The following is a 21,145-nucleotide window of genomic DNA, read 5'->3' as shown; positions in this document are numbered from 1 at the left end:
AACACTTGCCATCTTATATCCTAATGTTTTCATTTGCGGTGTTTAAGCCTGTATTCAGAGGGCGTCATTCCGAAGCGCTCCTTAAAGAGGTTGATAAAGTGCTCGCCAGTAGCAAATCCAACGTGTGAAGCCAACTCACTCATGTTGATATTCGTGCGCTGGAGCAGGATGCAGGCGTGGCGCAGACGTAGGTCGCGCACAATCTCGGCAGGTGTCTTGCCTGTGATGTCATGAACCTTCTGGAAGAAGGGCTTCATGCTCATGCCCATCGCTTCTGCCATATCCTCCAGATTGATGGTGCCACGATTCATATTCTGTTGGACATACTGCTCAATGCTGTTGATGAGTTGCTGGTCCATGCTCTCAGTCATACTGAATTTCTCGTGCATCTCATCCTGGTCGTCTGTGAAGTTGTAGTTCTGTTCCATGGCCGATGCAGTATGGTCTCTGACAATCTGTATGGCCAGTGACTTCATCTGTTCATCTTCCTCAATATCATTGGCGCTTGGGTTGTAGGTTGCCAAATCCATGCTCTCAGTGGCGGTAGTCATGCTGGAGTTACGACCTTCCAGTTCACGTGTCTCTGCACCTTCAATCAAATCTGTCTTAATCTCAATTGGTCCTACGCCAAGCAGTTTGTTGAAACGCATCACAGCTTCTTGCAGGTTGAATGGTTTAGCCAGATAGTCGTCAGCGCCCATCGTGATATTCTGACTCGTCATCTCCTGTGGGGAGAGCTTGTTGTCTGTCATCAGTACGAACTTGATGCGGTTAAGCGTGGGGTGCATCTTGATGTTATTGCACAGTTCGCTACCTGTCATCTTGGGCATGTCCTGTTTACAGATAACTAGATCTGGCATCATGGATTCGATATCGGTGGCAGCTTTATGGATATCGTTATAAGTATGGAACTCATAAACAAACTTCAGGTGCGACTTGATGAACTTGATAAACTCTACATTGCTGTCAATGAAGACAACACGGAATTTTGCTGTTGGGAGTTCTGCCTGATAGGGGCGAATCTCAGATGTGAGTTCTTCACTCAGCAGGTCTGGCAGACTCATCTCACCCTTGGCGTTAATCTCGAAGTGCTTTTGTACAGCCTTCTTGGCTCTCTCCTCCGGATTCTCAAGTATGGTCTGCATATCGCTGACGCGCGTGATGAGTTGCAGCATCTGGGCGTGAAGTGCATTGAGCTGTTCGCGCTCTTCCAGCGTGCTCTCTTTCTCTGAGAGATTCATGATGATAGTCGTCATGCGCGACATTGGCTGACGTAAGTCATCACTGGCCGACTTGATTTCCTCACGCTGCTGAACCAGTTCGCCGAGAATTGCTTTCTTCTTCTTCCACAACAGACGGATGCGGTCCATGCCTTGTTTCCACATGTAGATGACAATGATAAGGATGAGGGCATAGATACCAATCATCCACCACTGCAGGAACCAGGGACGAGCCACAACAATCTCTATGACACGCTCCTGATTGCTGACAGCTCCTTCCGCACTGACGGCTTTGACATGGAGCTTATAGGTTCCCGGTGAAAGGTCTGTGAATGTGACACCATGTTTCAGTGCATCACCATCATGCCAGTTGTTGTCCAGGCCCTCCATCTCATACATGAACTGCAGGCGCTCACTCTGGTTATAGTTGCCGGCGGCAAATTTGATGGTAATGGTATTCTGGTCGCTCTTCAATTGGATGCGACTACTTTCGTTGAGTGCCTGGGTCAGAGGGATGTTGCCATTGTAAGAATGACCTACCAGGATTTCCTCTTCACCAATAAATAACTGGGTAAGCATCACACGTGGCAGACTGACAGTCTCGTCAATGGTCTTTGGACGTATCCAGTTGATACCATTCAGACCACCCATTACTACGTTGCCATCGCGACGAATGAGGATTGAGCCAATATTAAACTCGTCGCCCTGCAGTCCGTCGTTGCGTGTGTAATTATAAAGACCATAGTTGTACGTGTCGTTCTCGTGATTCCTTTGGATGACAACTCGACTGACACCATTGCTGGTTGACAGCCATACATTGTGACTGGCATCCTCTGCTATACCACAAATGTTATTGTTGCACAGTCCGTTCTTTTCAGTCAGGTAATCCAGATGGTCGTTGTTTGGATTCCAGATATTCACACCTTCACGTGTTCCTACCCATATCAAGCCACGGGAGTCCTCAAAGACCTGAGTAACATAGTTATTTGTATACTTTGACAGATTCGTAGAGTTACCAGTGTACTGGCGCATCTCTGTTGTAGAGATGTTCATGATGATAAGTCCCTCGGAGGTTCCTATCAGCATGTTGTTGCTTGACGTGTAGAATAGCGACGTGATGTTGTTAACCCTAATCTTACCATTCTTTTTGGTGTAGTTTGAGAACTGGTTGACGCGTGGGTTGTAAACCTGCAGACCACCATCAGTAGCGATCCAAAGGTTGCCGGCCTTATCAGATGTCAGTGCATTGATATGGTCGTCAATCATCATTCGTTGTGTGCTGTCGTTGGCCACAGAGTATATCTGTGATACACCATTCTTGATGCGGGTAATACCATTCTGAGGAGAGCCCACCCAAAGGCTTCCGTCCTTGGTATATGCCATAGCCGATATCTTATTGCTGGCGAGTTTGCCATCAAAATCTATGATACCTTTATCACTGGTGCCATACCACACTTTGCCTGCGCTATCTTCCACAATCGCTGTGATGTCACCCAGTTTCTGAGACTCAAATTTATAGATGTTCTGTCCCATATAGGCAACACCAGATTTTGCCGTACCTATCCATAGGAGGTCTGTATCATCAACATAGATACTGCGTATACCCATGTTGTTTTCAACCAGACGTGTTGAGTTAAGACTCTTGGTCTGAACATTTTCAATGACATGGGTGTTGACATTCATCTTAAGCAGATAGGGCAGGTTGGTACCCAGCCAGATGTTGCCACTGCGATCGCCACCCATGGAATAGACTGCATTATCAACATTAATGCCTGTCAGGTCCAGTTGGTCTCCAATGCTGGTATCCCAACTCTTTAATTTCTTATTATAAAGGAATAGTGTTCCTTGTCCGTAAAGCCAGATATTGTCTTTCTGATCGGTGAATACACGTAAAGAACTGGTCTTGCGGAGTCCCTTGTTGGCAATGTCGTAGTTACGCCATACCACATTTTGCTGGTGGATGATGTCAAGACATACGATACGCCCATCGTCATAGACATAGATGACGCCATCCTTGCATTCGCCTATAGAACAGACATTTCCTTGTGGAATGCCATATGAATCGTCTGATTCCGGAAACTCATAGAACAGTTGCTGTTGGGTGTTATAACTGATGGCACCTCTTCCCGAGATATAGCCCCAGAGGTTCTTGTGACGATCGATATAGATAAGTTCTGGCACATCTTTGATTCCAAGACGGGCAAAGGCCTGACGCATATCGCGCTCGAAACTCTCTGATTGTGGGTGGTAGATACAGTAGCCGGCTATAGTCTTTACCCACAAGTTACCATCATAGGCTTCCTGAATGGATTCTATATAACTGTCTGGAAGTGATGAACCATCCTGGGAGTCTGTCTGGAAATGTTTGAATATATATCCGTCATAACGATAGAGACCTGCAGGGGTGCCCAACCAGATGAATCCGCGCGAATCCTTCGTGATGCAGTTAATCTGGCTGGATGTCAGTCCGTTGCGGGCGTCCAACGTCTTGAAAAGATAATCGGCCGACGTAGCCAACGGCAACATCAGCGCTATGATAATCAGAACTTTCTTAAGTGCGTTCATACGTCTTATATCTCTTAAATCATACACGAGTAATGGTCTACGACGCCCAATAGCTGGTTGTCTTTGCTGATGACCAGTACGGAATGAATCTTGTATTGTTGCATGATGCGTTGAATCTCTGTAATCTTTGTATCCAGCTCTACTGTCTTCGGTGTGCGAGTCATGATGTCGCTGACGGTGTGGTTGAAGAAGTCGGCTTGCCAGCGTTCGATGGCTCTACGGATATCACCGTCGGTAATCAAACCGGCAATGGTGCCGTCAACCTCAGCAACACCCAGTCCCAGTTTGCCTTCGCTGACTATCATGATGGCCTCGCCAAGACGTGTCTCTGGTGAGAGAATAGGCATGTCGTCGCTGCGCATCACGTCTTGAGCTGTCGTCAACAAGCGTCTGCCGAGTTCTCCGCCAGGGTGGAAATGCGCAAAATCCTGCGGACGGAAATTTCTTTTCTGCATTAAGGCGATAGCCAAAGCATCGCCCATAGCCAGTGCAGCGGTGGTACTGCTGGTAGGCGCAAGGTTCAGCGGACAAGCCTCTTTCTTAACGCCTACATTCAGATGGAAAGTGGAATACTTCGCCAATAATGACGCAGGGTTACCACTCATGCCGATAATGGGTATCTCCATGTGGAGTACCATGGGGATGAAACGCAGTAGTTCGTCTGTCAGACCAGAATTGGATATGGCAAGTACCACGTCGTCATGTGTCATCACACCCAGGTCACCGTGATAAACGTCCAGGGGGTTGATGAAAAACGAGGGTGTTCCTGTGGAAGCCAGTGTTGCTGCTATCTTTGCACCGATATGTCCGCTCTTGCCTACACCCGTAACGATAACCTTACCTTTACAGTTCAGCATTAAGTCGACGGCCTTATCAAATTGGTCGTCCATCTTTGGAATCATATCAAGCAGGGCTTCTGCTTCGTCTTTTATTGCCTGTATACCGTATTCTCTTGTCGTCATGAAATCAGTTTCTTTACTAAGTCTTCCAGTTTGTCCAGCTCTAACATGTTTGCAGCATCGCTTAATCCTTGATCAGGGGTAGGGTGTACCTCGAAAAAGTAGCCCGTAGCCCCAAAGGCCTTTGCTGCTAAGGCCATAGATGGTACAAAACGGCGATCGCCTCCCGTCTTGCCTCCTTTGGCGTCAGGGCGTTGCACGCTATGGGTGCAGTCCATGACGACGGTGGGTACAATCTCCAGCATATCGCTGATATTGCGGAAGTCTACCACTAGGTTGCCATAGCCCATCATATTGCCGCGTTCGGTGAGCCATACCTCTTTTGCGCCGGCATCCTTTGCTTTTTCTACAGGATATTTCATGTCGCGGCCACCCAGGAACTGGGCTTTCTTGATGTTCACCGTCTTACCAGTCTTTGCTGCAGCAACCAGTAAGTCGGTCTGCCGGCAAAGGAATGCAGGGATCTGAATGACGTCTGCCACCTGACCTGTAGGTTCTGCCTGCCATGCTTCGTGGATATCGGTGAGTATCTGCAATCCGTATTTCGATTTGATGTCGCCCAGCATCTGCAGTCCCTTGTCAATGCCAGGACCGCGGAAAGAGTTGATGGAGGTGCGGTTGGCCTTATCGAATGAGGCCTTGAATATGATATTGGTGCCAAGACGACGATTGATGTCAACCAATGTTCTGGCAACGGTGTCCAATAACTCGGCAGACTCAATGACGCAAGGCCCTGCAATAAACTTCAGATTGTTGTTCATATTATTAATGTATTCAACCATGCAAAGGTACATAATTTAAACGAAAATAGCAAGGATTTATCATCTTTTTGAGCAAAATGTGAATTTTTTTTAGAAAAATGTTTGGTGGTATTAAAGTTTTTTGTACATTTGCACCCGAAATCATTAATAACCCGCTTTTTAAGGGCGGAAAAGTTTAACAAAATTAATTTATAAAACTATGAAGAAAATTTTGATGTCAATGGTTGCCTTGTTCGCAGCTGTAACTATGAACGCACAGGTTTATGTTGGTGGTGGTGTAGGCTTTCAAAAGAAAGGTGATGCCCAGACTTTCACAATTGCTCCCGAAGTAGGCATGTCTTTGGATGAGAAATTTGGTGTAGGTCTCCAGTTCGGATACACAAATGTTAAGGATACTTACACTCAGTGCGCTGTCAACCCCTACCTCCGTTATCAGGCTCTTGAAATTGGTAAGGCAAAGGTGTTTGTTGATGGTGGTGCCTATTTCAATACCAAGAAGTTGGAAGGTGCTGACAAGTCTTCAAATGCATTTGGTTTGAATGTTGCTCCTGGTGTTGCCTTTAACCTGACAGATCATATTAGTATTGTTGCTAAGGCTAACAACCTCTTTGTGTTGGATTTCTCTAAGGAGGCTGGTGACGATGACACAAGAACCATCGTTGGTCTGAATACCCTCAATAATTTCAGTGCTGGTGACCTGATGTTTGGTTTCTACTACAACTTCTAAGAAACGAATTTAATTCAAATAATAAGGGGGATGCGCCGCAGTTGGCGTATCCCCTTTTTGTTTGTAGTCCGTAGGCGTCGGACTGTCAGTACGTCGCCTACGGACTAAGAGTCCGACGACGTCGGACTTTTTATTGCTTCATGGATAATGAGATGCGATGACGTCGTTGGTCGATTTCAATGACGCGGACGGTGACGTGCTGATGCAGTTTTACTACATCCGTAGGATGAGCAATGCGACGATTGGCCATCTGTGAGATATGTACCAGTCCGTCCTGGTGCACGCCAATATCCACAAAAGCACCAAAGTTGGTGATGTTGGTCACGATGCCGGGCAGTAGCATTCCTACCTCCAAGTCGTCGATTGTCTGCACGCGACTGTCAAATTCGAACACTTCCAGTTGCTCGCGAGGATCGCGTCCGGGCTTCTCCAACTCCTTCATGATGTCGGTCAGCGTGGGAAGACCAACCTCTGGTGTGACGTATTTCTTGATGTCCAACTTGGCACGTAAATCCTTTTGTTCAATCAGGTCCTTCACTGTGCATCCCATGTCCTTTGCCATCTGTTCTACGATGGGGTAACTCTCTGGATGAACAGCGCTGTTGTCGAGCGGATTCTTAGCACCGGGAATACGCAAAAATCCTGCACATTGCTGGTAGGCTGAAGGTCCTAAACGAGGCACTTTCTTGAGTTGGGCTCGCGAAGTAAAAGCACCGTTTTCTTTGCGATAGTCTATAATGTTCTTTGCAAGTGTAACTCCCAGTCCGCTAACGTATTGCAGTAAATGACTGGAGGCGGTGTTTAAGTTGACTCCAACTTGATTGACACAGCTTTCTACTGTTTGATCAAGCTGGTGTTTTAATTTTGTCTGGTCAACGTCATGTTGATATTGTCCTACTCCAATGCTCTTAGGGTCAATCTTCACTAACTCTGCCAAAGGGTCCATCAGACGACGTCCGATGGAGACGGCACCGCGAACGGTGACATCCTCGTCAGGGAACTCTTCGCGGGCTACTTTTGATGCGGAATAGACAGAAGCGCCGTCCTCGCTTACCACAAAGACATTGATTCCGTCGTGACCTTGAAGGGCGTCTTCGATGAATGCCTTCGTTTCGCGACTGGCAGTACCATTTCCAATAGCGATTGCCTCAATATGATACTGTTCCAGCATCTGTTGCACGTGAACAGTAGCCTGCATACGTTTGTTGACAGGCGGGTGGGGGAAGATGGCTTCATGGTGTAGCAGGTTGCCCTGTGCATCCAGACAAACCACTTTACATCCAGTACGGAATCCTGGATCAACGCCCATCACGCGCTTCTGACCTAAGGGGGCTCCAAGCAACAACTGTCGCAGATTCTCTGCAAACACTCGGATTGCTTCTTCGTCGGCCTGCTCCTTGCTCAGATTGGCAAATTCAGTCTCAATGCTGGGCTTCAGGAGACGCTTGTAACTATCCTCTACAGCCTCGGCTACCAAATCTCCGCAAGGTGTATGTCCGTAAACATAGTGACGTTGCAGACGCTCGATACATTCATCATCGTCGATGGGGTCGATACTCAGGCGTAAAATGCCTTCGTTCTCACCTCTGCGCATTGCCAGTAAACGATGGCTCGAACAGCGTTTCAATGGCTCGTGCCAGTCAAAGTAGTCGTGATATTTCGCGGCTTCGTCCGTGTCGGCCTTTGCTTTTACTGCTTTTGACGTGATGATAGCTGTACGACGATAGGCACCACGCAGCTGTTGACGTGAACGTTCGTCCTCACTTACCATCTCTGCTATGATGTCCTGAGCTCCTTTAATAGCTGTCTCTGCATCCTTTACGTCGCCTTTTACAAAGGCCTGTGCAGCACGTTCAGGGTCGCGTTCGCGTTGCAGCATCAGAATCTGTGCCAAGGGTTCAAGTCCTTGTTCGCGAGCCACTTGCGCACGTGTGCGTCGGCGGGGCTTGAAAGGCAGGTAGATATCTTCCAATTCCGTGCTGTCCCAGCATTGCTCAATGCGCTTCTGTAGCTCAGGTGTCATTTTCTCCTGATCTGTAATCGTCTTGATGACTGTCTCCTTACGCTTCTGAATTTCCTTCAGATGCTCGTTTTCGTCGCTGATGGCTGCAATCTGCACTTCATCGAGCGCACCTGTGCGTTCTTTCCTGTAGCGCGAGATGAAAGGAATGGTGCATCCTTCCTCTAATAAAGATAAGGTGTTACCCACAGCCTCAACACTCAGATTCAGGCTTTGGGCTATCAGTTTGGCAAAGATAGTCTGCGTGTTCATGAATATAATGTCTTGGTGATAATCTCGCAAACGCGCTCTAGATTCTGTCTGTCGCACTCGTCAAAGGTATTAAGCTCTGTACTGTCGATGTCAAGTACACCAACAGGACGGTGGGTCTTGTCGAAGATGGGGACTACAATTTCTGAGCGTGACAGGCTTGAACAGGCTATATGTCCAGGAAACTGTTCTACGTCAGGTACAACGATGCTCTGCTGTTGCTCAAATGAAGTGCCACAGACGCCTCTTCCTATTTTAATATGCATGCAAGCTAATGTGCCCTGAAACGGGCCAAGGCGCAATTCGCCTTCACGCTCCAGATAGAATCCTACCCAGAACCAGCCGAATCGTTCCTTCAACACTGCGCTGACATTTGCCAGTACGCTCATCTCTTCTTTCTCGCCCTCGATGAGTGATGCCAATTGTGGTATTAACTCGTCGTATTCTTGTTGCTTGTTTGTCATAATGGTGCAAAAGTAAGAAATAATTGTGAATAATAAAAAAATAAATATGATTTTTTCCCTCTTTTCGTTTGTTGGTTTCAGATATTCTGCTTATCTTTGCAATCTAGAACTTAAAACTTATATTAATAATACTCTAAGAAATTATGTCAAACAAAAAGGAGAAGCTCTTTACCGAGTTCACTGCGCCGACCAAACAGGAATGGCTCGACAAGATTGAGGTTGACCTGAAAGGTGCCGACTTCCAGAAACGCTTGGTATGGAGAACCAACGAAGGTTTTAATGTACAACCTTTCTACCGCCGTGAAGATTTGGCGAACCTGAAGACACCAGATGCTCTCCCTGGAGAGTTTCCGTTTGTACGTGGAAACAAGAAGGACTCAAATGAGTGGTATGTCCGTCAGAATATTGATGCCAGCGATCCAAAGGCTGCAAACGCTAAGGCACTCGACATCCTGAATAAGGGTATCGACTCGTTAGGTTTCAAGATTCCTGGTAATATGGTATCTATGGATACAGTCGAGACTTTGCTCGAGGGTATCTATTGTGAGTATGTTGAGGTGAACTTCTCTACCTGTCAGCGTCATTCGCTCGAACTGGCAGAAATCCTCAAAACCTATTGGCAGAAGAAAGGATACGACAAGGATAAGATTGTGGGCTCTATCGAATGGGACCCCATGAAGAAAATGGTACTCAAGGGTAAGGATGTGTCGCCTATCCTGGCATTCGGGCCTAAGCTGGCCGAGTCGCTCAAGGAGTATCCCAACTTCCGTGGTATTGTAGTTCATAGTGATGCCCTTAATAATGCTGGTGCTTATATCGTACAGGAGTTGGGCTATGCGTTGGCTTGGGGTAACGAATATCTGCAGCAGTTGACTGATGCTGGTGTTGATGTTGATACTGCTGCGAAGAGCATCAAGTTCAATATGGGCGTTAGCGAGAACTATTTCATGGAGATTGCCAAGTTCCGTGCCGCCCGTTTGCTCTGGGCTCAGATTGTAAAGCAGTATGAGCCTAAGTGTGACTGCGCCTGCAAGATGATTATCAACGCTACTACCTCTACTTATAACCAGACGCTGTTCGACAGCTATGTTAACCTGTTGCGTTCGCAGACCGAGGCGATGAGTGCTGCCCTGGGTAGTGTTCACTCGATGGTGGTAACACCATTCGATGCACCTTACGAGGAGGCTACCGACTTCTCGGAGCGTATTGCCCGCAACCAGCAGTTACTGATTAAGGAGGAGAGCCATTTTGACCGTATCGTCGACCCATCAGCAGGTTCTTATTATATTGAGCATCTGACTGATGCTTTGGCTACTGAGGCCTGGACGATATTCCTGAAGGTGGAAGAAGAGGGAGGTTTCCTCGCTGCCATCAAGGCTGGAACTATTCAGGACGATATCAATGCTACCAACGTGAAGCGCCACGGCGATGCTGCCAAGCGTAAGGAGTTCCTGTTGGGTACCAACCAGTTCCCCAACTTCACGGAGAAGAGTGAGGGTAAGCGTGCCTATAAGCATAACTGTGGTTGTGGTGGCGTGCATCATCATGGTGAGGAGAGTGTGCCATTCAAGGCTATTGAGACTACTCGTCTGGCTGCTGATTTCGAAGACCTCCGTATCCATACCGAGGAGACCAAGGTGCCTACAGCCTTTATGCTGACCATTGGTAATCTGGCCATGCGTCAGGCTCGTGCACAGTTCTCGTGCAACTTCCTGGCTTGTGCTGGCTATAAGGTGATTGATAACCTTGGATTCAAGACCGTTGAAGAGGGTGTTGATGCTGCTTTGGAAGCTAAGGCCGATATCGTGGTTATCTGCTCGAGCGATGATGAGTATGCCGAGTATGCTATCCCTGCCTTTAAGTACCTCGATGGTCGCGCCATGTTCGTAGTGGCTGGTGCGCCTGCCTGCATGGAAGACCTGAAGGCTGCCGGCATCGAGAACTTTGTTCACGTAAAGTGCAACGTACTCGAGACTTTGAAGGAATATAATCAGAAACTTGGTATTTAAAGAATAGGAGACTTGAATTATGCGTAAACAGTTTAAAGATATTGATATCTATGCAGGCATCAAGGCTCAGGATGGTGCCAAGTGGATTAAAGATAATGGTATTGAGGCCAACTGGAAGACCCCAGAGCACATCGAGGTTCGTCCAGTTTATACAAAGGAAGACCTTGAGGGTATGGAGCACCTCGACTTTACAGCTGGTATCCCTCCCTATCTGCGTGGTCCGTATTCGATGATGTACCCCTTCAAGCCTTGGACCATCCGTCAGTATGCCGGATTCTCAACGGCTGAAGAGTCGAATGCCTTCTATCGCCGTAACCTGGCTTCTGGCCAGAAGGGTCTTTCTGTGGCTTTCGACCTGCCTACACACCGTGGTTACGACCCTGATAACGCTCGTGTAGTGGGCGATGTGGGTAAGGCTGGCGTGTCCATCTGTAATGAAGAGAATATGAAGGTGCTCTTCAGCGGTATCCCCTTGAATAAGATGTCTGTGTCAATGACCATGAACGGTGCTGTGCTGCCTATCCTGGCATTCTACATCGTAGCTGGTCTGGAACAGGGCGCTCAGCTCGAGGAGATGGCTGGAACTATCCAGAACGATATCCTGAAGGAGTTCATGGTGCGTAACACCTATATCTACCCTCCTGCATTCTCCATGAAGATTATCGCTGATATCTTCGAATATACCTCGCAGAAGATGCCTAAGTTCAACAGCATCTCTATCTCAGGTTATCACATGCAGGAGGCTGGTGCTACAGCTGATATCGAGTTGGCTTACACCTTGGCAGATGGTATGGACTACCTGCGTACGGGTGTGAATGCGGGTATCGATGTGGATGCTTTCGCTCCTCGTCTCAGCTTCTTCTGGGCTATCGGTATGAACCACTTTATGGAGATTGCCAAGATGCGTGCAGGCCGACTGCTGTGGGCTAAGATTGTGAAGAGCTTCGGTGCAAAGAATCCTAAGTCGCTGGCGCTGCGTACTCACTCGCAGACATCGGGCTGGTCACTCACCGAGCAGGACCCATTCAATAACGTAGGTCGTACCTGTATCGAGGCTATGGCTGCTGTGCTGGGTCACACCCAGTCGCTGCATACCAATGCCCTTGATGAGGCTATCGCTCTGCCTACCGACTTCTCGGCTCGTATCGCTCGTAACACTCAGATTTATATCCAGAACGAGACTAAGGTGTGTAAACAGATTGATCCGTGGGCTGGTTCTTACTATGTTGAGACCCTGACCAACGAACTGGTTCACAAGGCTTGGGAGCATATCCAGGAGATTGAGAAACTGGGCGGTATGGCCAAGGCTATTGAGACAGGTCTTCCCAAGATGCGTATCGAGGAGGCTGCTGCCCGTACTCAGGCTCGTATCGACAGTGGTGTCCAGACCATTGTTGGTACCAACAAGTATCGTTTGGAGCACGAGGATCCTATTGATATCCTTGAGGTTGATAACACCGCTGTACGCAAGCAGCAGGAGGAGAGCCTGAAGGAGGTTCGCTCTACCCGCGACGAGGCTGCTTGTCAGGCTGCGCTCAAGGCCATCACGGAGTGCGTCCGTGATTTCAATGAGGGCCGTAAGAGCGAGAACAACCTGCTCGACCTGGCAGTAAAAGCCGCTCAGTTGCGTTGTACCCTTGGTGAGATTTCAGATGCCTGCGAAGAGATCGTAGGTCGTTATAAAGCAGTAATCAGAACAATTTCAGGCGTGTACAGTTCAGAGTCTAAGAATGATAGCGAATTTGAGTTGGCTTGTAAGCTGACTGATGAGTTCGCAGAGAAAGAAGGTCGTCGTCCTCGTATTTTCATCGCTAAGATGGGGCAGGATGGTCACGATCGTGGTGCTAAGGTTGTTGCTACGGGTTATGCCGACTGTGGTTTCGACGTAGATATGGGACCACTGTTCCAGACACCTGCCGAGGCCGCACGCGAGGCTGTGGAGAATGACGTCCATATTGTTGGTGCTTCGTCTCTGGCTGCAGGTCACAAGACACTCATTCCTCAGCTTATTGAAGAACTGAAGAAGCTGGGTCGTGAGGATATCATGGTCATTGCCGGTGGTGTTATTCCTGCTCAGGACTATGACTTCCTGTATAAGGCCGGTGTGGCTGCTATCTTTGGTCCTGGTACCTCTGTGGCTAAGGCTGCTGTGGAAATGATGAAGATTTTGCTCGATAAAGAGTAGATAATCAGTTAAATATCAAATTACTGCCCACTAAATTTGGTGGGCAGTAATTTTTTGATTACCTTTGCACGTGTCATTTTAGATTTAAGTTACAAAACTATGATAAAGCTATTTGTGCCAGGCCGTTTGTGCCTGTTTGGAGAACACACAGACTGGGCAGGCCATTATCGTACCATGAATGCCGATATCGAGCCTGGTGCTGCCATCGTTACTGGTATTGAACAAGGTATATATGCAGAAGTAGAGAAGTCCTCAATGTTTGAGGTGAAGTGCTCTTTCCTGAATGAATCTGGCGAGAACGCAGATTTCTCGTGTAGAATGGATGAACAGGAACTGAAACGTGTGGCACGTTCCAAGAACTTCTTCTGCTACTGTGCTGGTGTGGCATCTTATATGCTGGAATGGTATAAGGTCGGTGGCGTGAGTATTAATATCACGGATATGACGCTCCCAATGAAGAGCGGCCTGTCGTCATCGGCAGCTATCTGTGTGTTGGTGGCTCGTGCGTTCAACTTGCTGTATAACTTGAATCTGAACACCATGGGCGAGATGAATATCGCTTATGTAGGTGAGTTGCGTACCTCTTCGCGTTGTGGACGTCTGGATCAGGCATGTGCCTTCGGTGTGAAGCCTAGTCTGATGAAGTTCGATGGCGATGAGATCGAGGTTCAGACCCTGAATGTCAAGAAGCCTCTTTATTGGGTCTTCGCTGACCTTTGTGGTAAAAAGAATACCATTAAGATTCTGGCCGACTTGAATAAAGCCTATCCTTTTGCCTCCAATGAGCGCGAACAGAAGTTGCATGATGCATTGGGACGACATAATCAGGATATTATCAATCGTGCTATTAAGTTTATGGCTGAGGGCGAGATTGAGCGTCTTGGTATGCTGATGACAGAAACTGAAAAGGTATTTGATGAACAAGTGGCTCCCCTTTGTCCGGAGGAGTTGCGTGCTCCGAAACTCAAGGCTGTTCTTGCTGATGAACATATCAAAGCTCTGACTTATGGCGGGAAGGGTGTAGGTTCGCATGGTGACGGTTCGGTGCAGTTCCTGGCTAAGGATGCGGATTGTCAGCAGCAGTTGGTCGACTATCTGAAGGCGGAGGGTATGCCTGCATATAGTCTGACGATTAATCCTGTTCATACAGTACGTAAGGCAATCATTCCTGTGGCAGGCTTTGGTACTCGTCTCTATCCTGCGACGCGTTGTCAGAAAAAAGATTTCTTCCCTATACCTTGTCCTGATGGCATGGTGCGCCCAGTTATCCTGATTCTGCTGGAAGAACTGGTGCAGAGTGGTATTGAGGAGATTTGCCTGGTACTTGGCAGTGAGGAAGAACGTCAATTGTATACTGATTTCTTCGAACGTCCTTTGACGCAAGAGCATTTAAGTAAGTTGAATGCAGAGTGTCAGGAGTATGAGAACAGGATCTTGGATATTGGCAAACGCTTGCGCTATGTCTATCAGACAGAAAAGCGTGGCTTCGGTCATGCCGTTTATCAGGCTGCACATTTTGCAGGCAACGAACCTGTATTGCTGATGCTCGGTGATACCCTGAGCCGTTCTACATCCAATAAACCCTGTGCCCTGCAGCTTATTGAAGCATACGAACGCTATAATCGCCTGATTCTTGGCTTATATCCCGTTCCTGTGTCAACTGTGAGCCATTTCGGTATTATGTCTGGCGTATGGGAGGATAAGGACGAGCGCATCATGCACGTTCATGCTTTCGTAGAAAAGCCTAAGGCCAGTTATGCAGAGGAGTTCCTTGGTGTGAAGAATAAGCAGGGCGACAAGGAATACTGTTCGGTATTCGGACAATATATCCTGACACCTGAGGTGTTTGCCCAGTTGGAGGCAGATATAGCTGCAGCCGACGCTGAGGGTGATATGACAAAGGAAATCGGATTGACAGAGGCGTTGGAAGCTGTCAGAAAGCGCTCCGGTATGATAGGCTTCCGCCTGAAAGGTCTTCGTTACGATATGGGTAATCAGGGCGCATTGATTAACACTATTACGGAATTTTCGCAAAAGACAATAGAAGATAATGGTAAAAAAGCGTAGATGGCACTGTCTGTCAGGACAGGAACCAACGGAATTTGATAAGCAGATTATGTATTGGGAGAACAAGGGAAAGCTTGTTCCTACCCGTGAGTTGATAAAGACTCCAGAACAGATTGAGGGCATCCGTAGGGCTGGTGTGGTAAACACTGCAGTTCTAGATGCTGTGGCAGCAACTATTCATGCAGGCATGAGTACGCTGGAGATTGACCAGCTTTGCCGGAAGGTATGCGAAGAGCATCATGCCATTCCAGCCTGCTTGAATTATGAGGGATTCCCCATGAGTGTGTGTACCAGTATTAATGAGGTGGTATGTCATGGTATTCCTAAAGAAGAGGATGTGTTGGAGGAAGGCGATATCATCAATGTCGATTTCACCACCATCTTGGATGGCTATTATGCCGATGCCTCTCGCATGTTTATTATCGGTAAGACAACACCTGAAAAGGAACAGTTAGTACGTGTTGCCAGGGAATGCTTGGAGATAGGTATGGAGGCTGCCAAGCCTTGGGGTTTTGTAGGTGATATCGGTCATGCTATTGAGAAGCATTGCAAGAAATATGGCTATGGTATCGTACGCGACTTGGCCGGTCATGGTGTAGGACTTCAGTTCCATGAAGATCCGGAGGTGAACCACTACGGACATCGTGGTACGGGTATGCTACTCGTGCCAGGTATGGTATTCACTATCGAACCAATGATTAATATGGGTACGTGGCGCGTATTTATTGATGCCGATGATCCCTATGGATGGGAGGTTATCACGGAAGATGAGAAACCCAGTGCCCAGTGGGAGCATACATTGGTCATGACGGACCACGGTGTTGAGATACTTACTTATTGACGTTTAGGTCTGACAAATGGCAGAGTGCTTGGCAACTTCTGCCATTTGCCGTCATTAGGCACCTTTAAGGTAGAGCCTTTGCCTTGCTTTAATACATAGATGCTATCGTTCTCGCGTGTCAATGTGGCTTCAAGATCCTCACTGCCGTAGTCATTTACCATTTGCAGGTGAGCCTTGTTTCCTTTGACTTTCGCGCTGACAATAGGCCAACAGAAACTGTTACGCTCTTTGCCCAGGTAGCCGGGTAGGGGACCAAGCAAGTCTTGGTCGGGAATAATAACATCCTGATCATAGAAGTTGATTCGCAAATACACTTTGTACTCCTTATTATATAAATAGGTGTGAAATGTTGTCTTATCGCTTTGTGCATAGGTTGCGAAACTCCATAAAGCACAGATACTTATCAAGATAGCTCTCATTTTTTTTCTTGTTTAGAATACAAAGTTAGCAGATTTAAATCAATTATTTCTGAAAAACGGGAAAATAGTTTGGAGTTTTTGCTAGATTTAATATTATTTTAAGTATCTTTGCAGCCATATAAAACGTGTAAAATGAATAAAAAGCTATTAACTCCAGACTATATCTTTGAATCGAGTTGGGAGGTTTGTAATAAAGTTGGTGGCATCTACACCGTCCTTTCAACCCGGGCAAAAACCTTGCAGGAAAAATTTGAAGATAAGATCATCTTTATTGGCCCTGATTTCTGGAAAGAAAAAGAGAGCCCATATTTCCGTGAAGAACCTTCTCTCTTTGCTGAATGGCAGTGGGAGGCTAAGGAGCAGGGACTTAAAGTCAGGGTAGGACGTTGGACTGTACCAGGCGAACCTATCGCAGTTCTGGTGGATTTTACACCGTATTTCGAAAAGAAAAACGAGATTTATACTTGGTTGTGGGAGAATTATCGTGTGGACTCCCTTCATGCTTATGGTGACTATGATGAGGCTTCAATGTTCTCATATGCAGCCGGATTGGTTGTAGAAAGCTTCTATCATCACTCTCTTTCAAGTAAGCAGAAGGTGGTTTACCATGCTAATGAATGGATGTGTGGTCTTGGTGCTCTCTATATTAAGAACAAGTTGCCACAGATAGCCACCGTCTTTACAACCCACGCTACAAGTATTGGTCGTTCTATTGCCGGTAATCAGAAACCTCTCTATGATTATCTTTTTGCCTATAATGGTGATCAGATGGCTGAGGAACTGAATATGCAGTCAAAGCATTCTATTGAGAAACAGACGGCATGGCATGTCGACTGCTTCACAACAGTGAGTGATATCACAGCCAATGAGTGCAAGGAATTGCTGGATAAACCCGTTGATGTGGTACTTCCTAATGGCTTTGACAATAGTTTTGTGCCAAAGGCTGCCTCGTTTACAAAGAAACGTAAGGCTGCACGTCAGAAGATGTTGCAGGTGGCCAATGCGCTGTTGGGTGAGAATCTGGATGATGAGACGATTATTGTTTCAACCTCTGGCCGGTATGAGTTCCGCAATAAGGGTATCGATGTGTTTGTAGAAGCCATGAACCGCCTGCTGCGCGACCGTGACCTGAAGAAAAAGGTTCTTGCTTTCATTGTTGTGCCCGGTTGGGTAGGTGAGCCTCGTAAGGACTTGCAGGAGAGACTGGAAAGTGGTAAGTCCTATGATACTCCCTTGGAGGTTCCGCAGGTTACTCACTGGCTTCATAATATGGGTCACGACAGTGTGCTTAATATGATGAAGTATTACGATATGCACAATCGTCATGAAGATAATGTTAAGGTGGTTTTTCTGCCCGATTATCTGGATGGTCGTGATGGCATCATGAATCTTACCTATTATGATGTTGTCTTGGGTAATGACCTGTGTATATATCCCTCTTACTACGAGCCTTGGGGCTATACCCCGCTTGAGGCCGTAGCATTTAAAGTGCCTTGTATTACTACTGATTTGGCTGGTTTCGGACTGTGGGCCAATAAGGAATTTGGACATGAAGGTCAGTTGCAGGATGGTGTACGTGTGATACATCGTACAGACTATAACTATTCTGAGGTGGCCGACTATATCAAGGACACTGTAGCGGAATTCTCAACGATGTCTAAAACAGAGGTCGATGCTTGTCGTAAGGCTGCTGAGACACTCTCTAAAAAAGCTCTTTGGAAAGAATTTATCAAGTATTATTATGAGGCATACGACATAGCTTTGAAGAAGGTCGTTGCCAGAAGTTAGTGTTATTCAATGTAAAATCCCTTAATAAGTAAAGATATGAAAATTAAAGCTGACTACGTGAATGCTCCTCAATGGAAGGAGATGATTGTAAAATCTCGTCTGCCAGAGGAGTTGAAATGCCTTGGTGAGATTGCACACAACTTGTGGTGGGTATGGAACTATGAGGCCCGTGACCTTTTCCGTGACCTCGATCCAGAACTCTATCACGACGTGAAGCACAACCCCGTGATGTTGCTCGAGCGTCTGAGCTTTTCGCGTAAGGAAGAGATTGTCAAGGACAAGGCTCTGATGAAGCGTATCAAGGATGTATATAAGATGTTTCGTGCTTATGTTGACGTAAAGCCCGATGCAAAGCGTCCTTCTGTAGCATACTTCTCTATGGAGTATGGTATGCACTCTGCCCTGAAAATTTACTCTGGTGGTCTTGGCATGTTGGCCGGTGACTATCTGAAAGAGGCCTCTGACTCAAATGTTGATATGTGTGCCATTGGCTTCCTCTATCGTTTCGGCTACTTCACCCAGAGTCTGTCAATGGATGGACAGCAGATTGCCAACTATGAGGCTCAGAATTTTACGTCGCTGCCTATTGAGCGCCAGCTTGACGAGAACGGACAGCCAATGGTGGTTGACGTTCCTTATATGAACTATACGGTTCATGCTTATATTTGGCGTGTCAACGTGGGTCGTATCAAGCTGTATCTGCTCGATACCGATAATGATATGAACTCAGAATACGACAAGCCTATCACTCACTCACTTTATGGTGGTGACTGGGAGAACCGCTTGAAGCAGGAAATCCTGCTCGGTATCGGTGGTGTGCTCACCCTGAAGAAACTGGGTATCAAGAAGGATATTTATCATTGTAACGAGGGACATGCTGCTCTTTGTAACCTGCAGCGTCTGTGCGACTATATCGAGGAAGGACTGACCTTCAACCAGGCCATGGAACTGGTTCGTGCCAGCGGTCTCTATACCGTACACACACCTGTTCCTGCAGGACACGACTACTTTGATGAGGGCCTCTTCGGTAAGTATATGGGAGGTTATCCTCAGAAGTTGGGTATCTCTTGGGATGAGTTTATCGGTATGGGTCGTACAAATCCTGATGACCACGGTGAGAAGTTCTGTATGTCAACTTTCGCTTGCAACACTTGTCAGGAGGTTAATGGCGTATCTATGCTCCACGGCTGGGTTTCACAGAAGATGTTTGCCGGCATCTGGAACGGCTATTATCCCGAGGAGAATCACGTGGGCTATGTCACCAATGGTGTACACTTCCCCACATGGTGTGCTACCGAGTGGCGCCGTGTCTATGCAAAGTACTTTGATACCAAACATATGAGCGACCAGTCAAACGAGGAAATCTGGCACGGTATCTACAATTGTCCCGATGAGGAGATTTGGGAGACCCGTATGGCCCTGAAGAATAAGTTGTTCGACTATATCAAGGAGCAGTTCCGTGATACATGGCTCAAGAATCAGGGTGATCCCTCTCGTGTGGTTGCTCTGCTTGATAAGATGAACCCCAATGCGCTGGTCATTGGCTTCTGCCGCCGTTTTGCTACCTATAAGCGTGCACATCTGTTGTTCATGGACGAGGCTCGTCTGTCTAAGATTGTAAACGATCCCGAACATCCCGTTATTTTCCTCTTCGCAGGTAAGGCTCACCCCGCAGATGGTGCTGGTCAGGGTCTGATTAAGCGTATCTACGAGATTTCTCAGCGTCCTGAGTTCCTGGGTAAGATTATCTTCCTTGAGGACTATGACTTCCTGTTGGCTCGCCGCCTTGTATCAGGTGTTGATATCTGGATGAACACGCCTACACGTCCTCTTGAGGCTTCTGGTACCTCTGGTGAGAAGGCCGAGATGAATGGTGTTGTCAACCTCTCCGTGAAAGATGGCTGGTGGCTTGAGGGCTATCGTGAGGGTGCTGGATGGGCTCTTACCGAGAAGCGCACCTATCAGACTCAGGGCTATCAGGACCGTCTTGATGCAGCTACTATCTATGGCTTGCTCGAGAACGAGATTATACCTCTTTATTATAATAAGAACAAGAAGGGTATCAGTGAAGGCTGGGTGAAGGTTATCAAGAACTCTATCGCTCTCATTGCTCCTCACTACACCATGAAGCGTCAGCTCGATGATTACTATGATAAGTTCTATGTAAAAGAAGCAAAGCGTTTCAAGGAAATCTCTAAGAACAACAACCAGTTGGCTAAGGATATTGCTCAGTGGAAGGAAACAGTTGCTGAGCGTTGGGATAGCATCAATGTTGTTTCTGCCGAGTGGAATATTCCTTCAACGGGTCTCGAGACAGGTCAGGAGTACACACTCCGTTATGTCATAGATGAGCAGGGACTTGAAGATGCCGTTGGACTGGAGAAGGTCAATGTATTTGTCAACAAGGAAGGTGAAGAGCGTATCTACTCTATCGAACCATTGAAGATGGTGGGTCGTGAAGGCAATAACTTTGTATTCGAAGCTAAGCTGGCTCCTCATCAGGCTGGTGCGTACAAGTGTTCAGTACGTATGTATCCAAAGAACAAGAATCTGCCTCATCGTCAGGATTTCTGCTACGTTAAGTGGTTAGAGTTGCCTCAGATGTAAAAAAAGTATCGATTTATTTGCATGATTGGCTGGAAATATGTAAATTTGCAGCCGAAAAGAAGAAAAAAGTATTAAAATGATACAGCAGAGCCTACTAAACGCCATTATTATTATTCGACTGCAACTATGTGGTCGGAAGTGATGAGGCGTATATATAGAGCAGGTAAATGCTAACATACATTTGAATCATACAAGAGCCTTTCTCACTTCCGAGTGTGAAAGGCTTTTTTCGTATAACGTCATAACGATTTAACGACATAAAAA

13 protein-coding genes are annotated in these 21,145 nt (G+C 47.0%); 7 read left to right on the top strand and 6 right to left on the bottom strand.

Annotated features, from left to right (window positions below):
* Positions 1 to 29: 29 nt before the first annotated feature.
* The 3 genes from L6466_RS09590 to kdsA are packed head-to-tail and all read right to left on the bottom strand — an operon-like array spanning position 30 to position 5,505.
* Positions 30 to 3,785 (bottom strand): two-component regulator propeller domain-containing protein, encoded by a 3,756-nt coding sequence (locus L6466_RS09590; RefSeq protein ID WP_237803069.1) that lies wholly within the window; start codon positions 3,783 to 3,785, stop codon positions 30 to 32.
* Between the two features lie 14 nt (positions 3,786 to 3,799).
* Complete coding sequence (locus L6466_RS09585) at positions 3,800 to 4,747, bottom strand: KpsF/GutQ family sugar-phosphate isomerase (protein WP_091815972.1); 948 nt, start codon at positions 4,745 to 4,747, stop codon at positions 3,800 to 3,802.
* On the bottom strand, positions 4,744 to 5,505 hold the full coding sequence (kdsA, locus tag L6466_RS09580; protein ID WP_237795739.1) for a 3-deoxy-8-phosphooctulonate synthase: 762 nt from the start codon (positions 5,503 to 5,505) through the stop codon (positions 4,744 to 4,746). The genes L6466_RS09585 and kdsA overlap by 4 nt, the downstream gene beginning before the upstream one ends.
* Positions 5,506 to 5,704: 199 nt before the next feature.
* Between kdsA and L6466_RS09575 the strand changes: the two genes are divergently transcribed.
* Positions 5,705 to 6,232: an outer membrane beta-barrel protein gene (locus L6466_RS09575; protein ID WP_237795741.1), complete on the top strand. Its 528-nt coding sequence runs from the start codon at positions 5,705 to 5,707 to the stop codon at positions 6,230 to 6,232.
* A 130-nt stretch (positions 6,233 to 6,362) separates the two neighbouring features.
* On the opposite strand, the gene L6466_RS09570 is transcribed toward L6466_RS09575, so the two are convergent.
* Together L6466_RS09570 and L6466_RS09565 are read right to left on the bottom strand one after the other, a co-directional pair.
* A complete protein-coding gene (locus tag L6466_RS09570; protein ID WP_237803070.1) occupies positions 6,363 to 8,504 on the bottom strand; it encodes a Tex family protein in 2,142 nt (713 codons plus the stop codon).
* A complete protein-coding gene (locus L6466_RS09565) occupies positions 8,501 to 8,965 on the bottom strand; it encodes a GAF domain-containing protein (RefSeq protein WP_091815959.1) in 465 nt (154 codons plus the stop codon). Before L6466_RS09565 ends, L6466_RS09570 begins: the two co-directional genes overlap by 4 nt.
* Positions 8,966 to 9,108: 143 nt before the next feature.
* On the opposite strand from L6466_RS09565, the gene mutA reads away from it, so the two are divergent.
* The 4 genes from mutA (at position 9,109) to map (ending at position 16,067) form a co-directional block, all read left to right on the top strand.
* Positions 9,109 to 10,974, top strand: a complete 1,866-nt coding sequence (gene mutA / locus L6466_RS09560; protein ID WP_237803071.1) for a methylmalonyl-CoA mutase small subunit — start codon at positions 9,109 to 9,111, stop codon at positions 10,972 to 10,974.
* Positions 10,975 to 10,993: 19 nt separating this feature from the next.
* Complete coding sequence (scpA, locus tag L6466_RS09555; RefSeq protein WP_091815952.1) at positions 10,994 to 13,159, top strand: methylmalonyl-CoA mutase; 2,166 nt, start codon at positions 10,994 to 10,996, stop codon at positions 13,157 to 13,159.
* Positions 13,160 to 13,258: 99 nt separating this feature from the next.
* Positions 13,259 to 15,226 carry a sugar phosphate nucleotidyltransferase gene (locus L6466_RS09550; protein ID WP_091815949.1) on the top strand — a complete coding sequence of 656 codons (1,968 nt, stop codon included), beginning with the start codon at positions 13,259 to 13,261 and terminating at the stop codon, positions 15,224 to 15,226.
* Positions 15,210 to 16,067, top strand: coding sequence for a type I methionyl aminopeptidase (map, locus tag L6466_RS09545; RefSeq protein WP_237795757.1), 858 nt, complete (start codon positions 15,210 to 15,212; stop codon positions 16,065 to 16,067). The genes L6466_RS09550 and map overlap by 17 nt, the downstream gene beginning before the upstream one ends.
* On the opposite strand, the gene L6466_RS09540 is transcribed toward map, so the two are convergent.
* Entirely contained in the window at positions 16,061 to 16,486 is a 426-nt protein-coding gene (locus tag L6466_RS09540; protein WP_091815942.1) for a hypothetical protein, read from the bottom strand. The genes map and L6466_RS09540 overlap by 7 nt on opposite strands.
* A 132-nt stretch (positions 16,487 to 16,618) precedes the next feature.
* Here L6466_RS09540 and L6466_RS09535 point away from each other — a divergent pair, with 132 nt between their 5' ends.
* Complete coding sequence (locus L6466_RS09535) at positions 16,619 to 18,274, top strand: glycogen/starch synthase (RefSeq protein WP_091815938.1); 1,656 nt, start codon at positions 16,619 to 16,621, stop codon at positions 18,272 to 18,274.
* Between the two features lie 36 nt (positions 18,275 to 18,310).
* Positions 18,311 to 20,881, top strand: coding sequence for an alpha-glucan family phosphorylase (gene glgP / locus L6466_RS09530; protein WP_091815936.1), 2,571 nt, complete (start codon positions 18,311 to 18,313; stop codon positions 20,879 to 20,881).
* Positions 20,882 to 21,145 lie beyond the last annotated feature (264 nt).

Origin of the sequence: Prevotella communis (genome assembly GCF_022024175.1) — a bacterium.
GTDB classification, from domain to species: domain Bacteria; phylum Bacteroidota; class Bacteroidia; order Bacteroidales; family Bacteroidaceae; genus Prevotella; species Prevotella communis.
The sequence above is the reverse complement of the archived record's forward strand: the minus strand, read 5'-3'. Positions and strand labels throughout refer to the sequence as shown.

Bases quoted from the DNA above. Each gene is read 5' to 3' on its own strand.
- L6466_RS09590 (WP_237803069.1), bottom strand. From the start codon at position 3,785: ATGAACGCACTTAAGAAAGTTCTGATTATCATAGCGCTGATGTTGCCG.
- L6466_RS09585 (WP_091815972.1), bottom strand. From the start codon at position 4,747: ATGACGACAAGAGAATACGGTATACAGGCAATAAAAGACGAAGCAGAA.
- kdsA (WP_237795739.1), bottom strand. From the start codon at position 5,505: ATGAACAACAATCTGAAGTTTATTGCAGGGCCTTGCGTCATTGAGTCT.
- L6466_RS09575 (WP_237795741.1), top strand. From the start codon at position 5,705: ATGAAGAAAATTTTGATGTCAATGGTTGCCTTGTTCGCAGCTGTAACT.
- L6466_RS09570 (WP_237803070.1), bottom strand. From the start codon at position 8,504: ATGAACACGCAGACTATCTTTGCCAAACTGATAGCCCAAAGCCTGAAT.
- L6466_RS09565 (WP_091815959.1), bottom strand. From the start codon at position 8,965: ATGACAAACAAGCAACAAGAATACGACGAGTTAATACCACAATTGGCA.
- mutA (WP_237803071.1), top strand. From the start codon at position 9,109: ATGTCAAACAAAAAGGAGAAGCTCTTTACCGAGTTCACTGCGCCGACC.
- scpA (WP_091815952.1), top strand. From the start codon at position 10,994: ATGCGTAAACAGTTTAAAGATATTGATATCTATGCAGGCATCAAGGCT.
- L6466_RS09550 (WP_091815949.1), top strand. From the start codon at position 13,259: ATGATAAAGCTATTTGTGCCAGGCCGTTTGTGCCTGTTTGGAGAACAC.
- map (WP_237795757.1), top strand. From the start codon at position 15,210: ATGGTAAAAAAGCGTAGATGGCACTGTCTGTCAGGACAGGAACCAACG.
- L6466_RS09540 (WP_091815942.1), bottom strand. From the start codon at position 16,486: ATGAGAGCTATCTTGATAAGTATCTGTGCTTTATGGAGTTTCGCAACC.
- L6466_RS09535 (WP_091815938.1), top strand. From the start codon at position 16,619: ATGAATAAAAAGCTATTAACTCCAGACTATATCTTTGAATCGAGTTGG.
- glgP (WP_091815936.1), top strand. From the start codon at position 18,311: ATGAAAATTAAAGCTGACTACGTGAATGCTCCTCAATGGAAGGAGATG.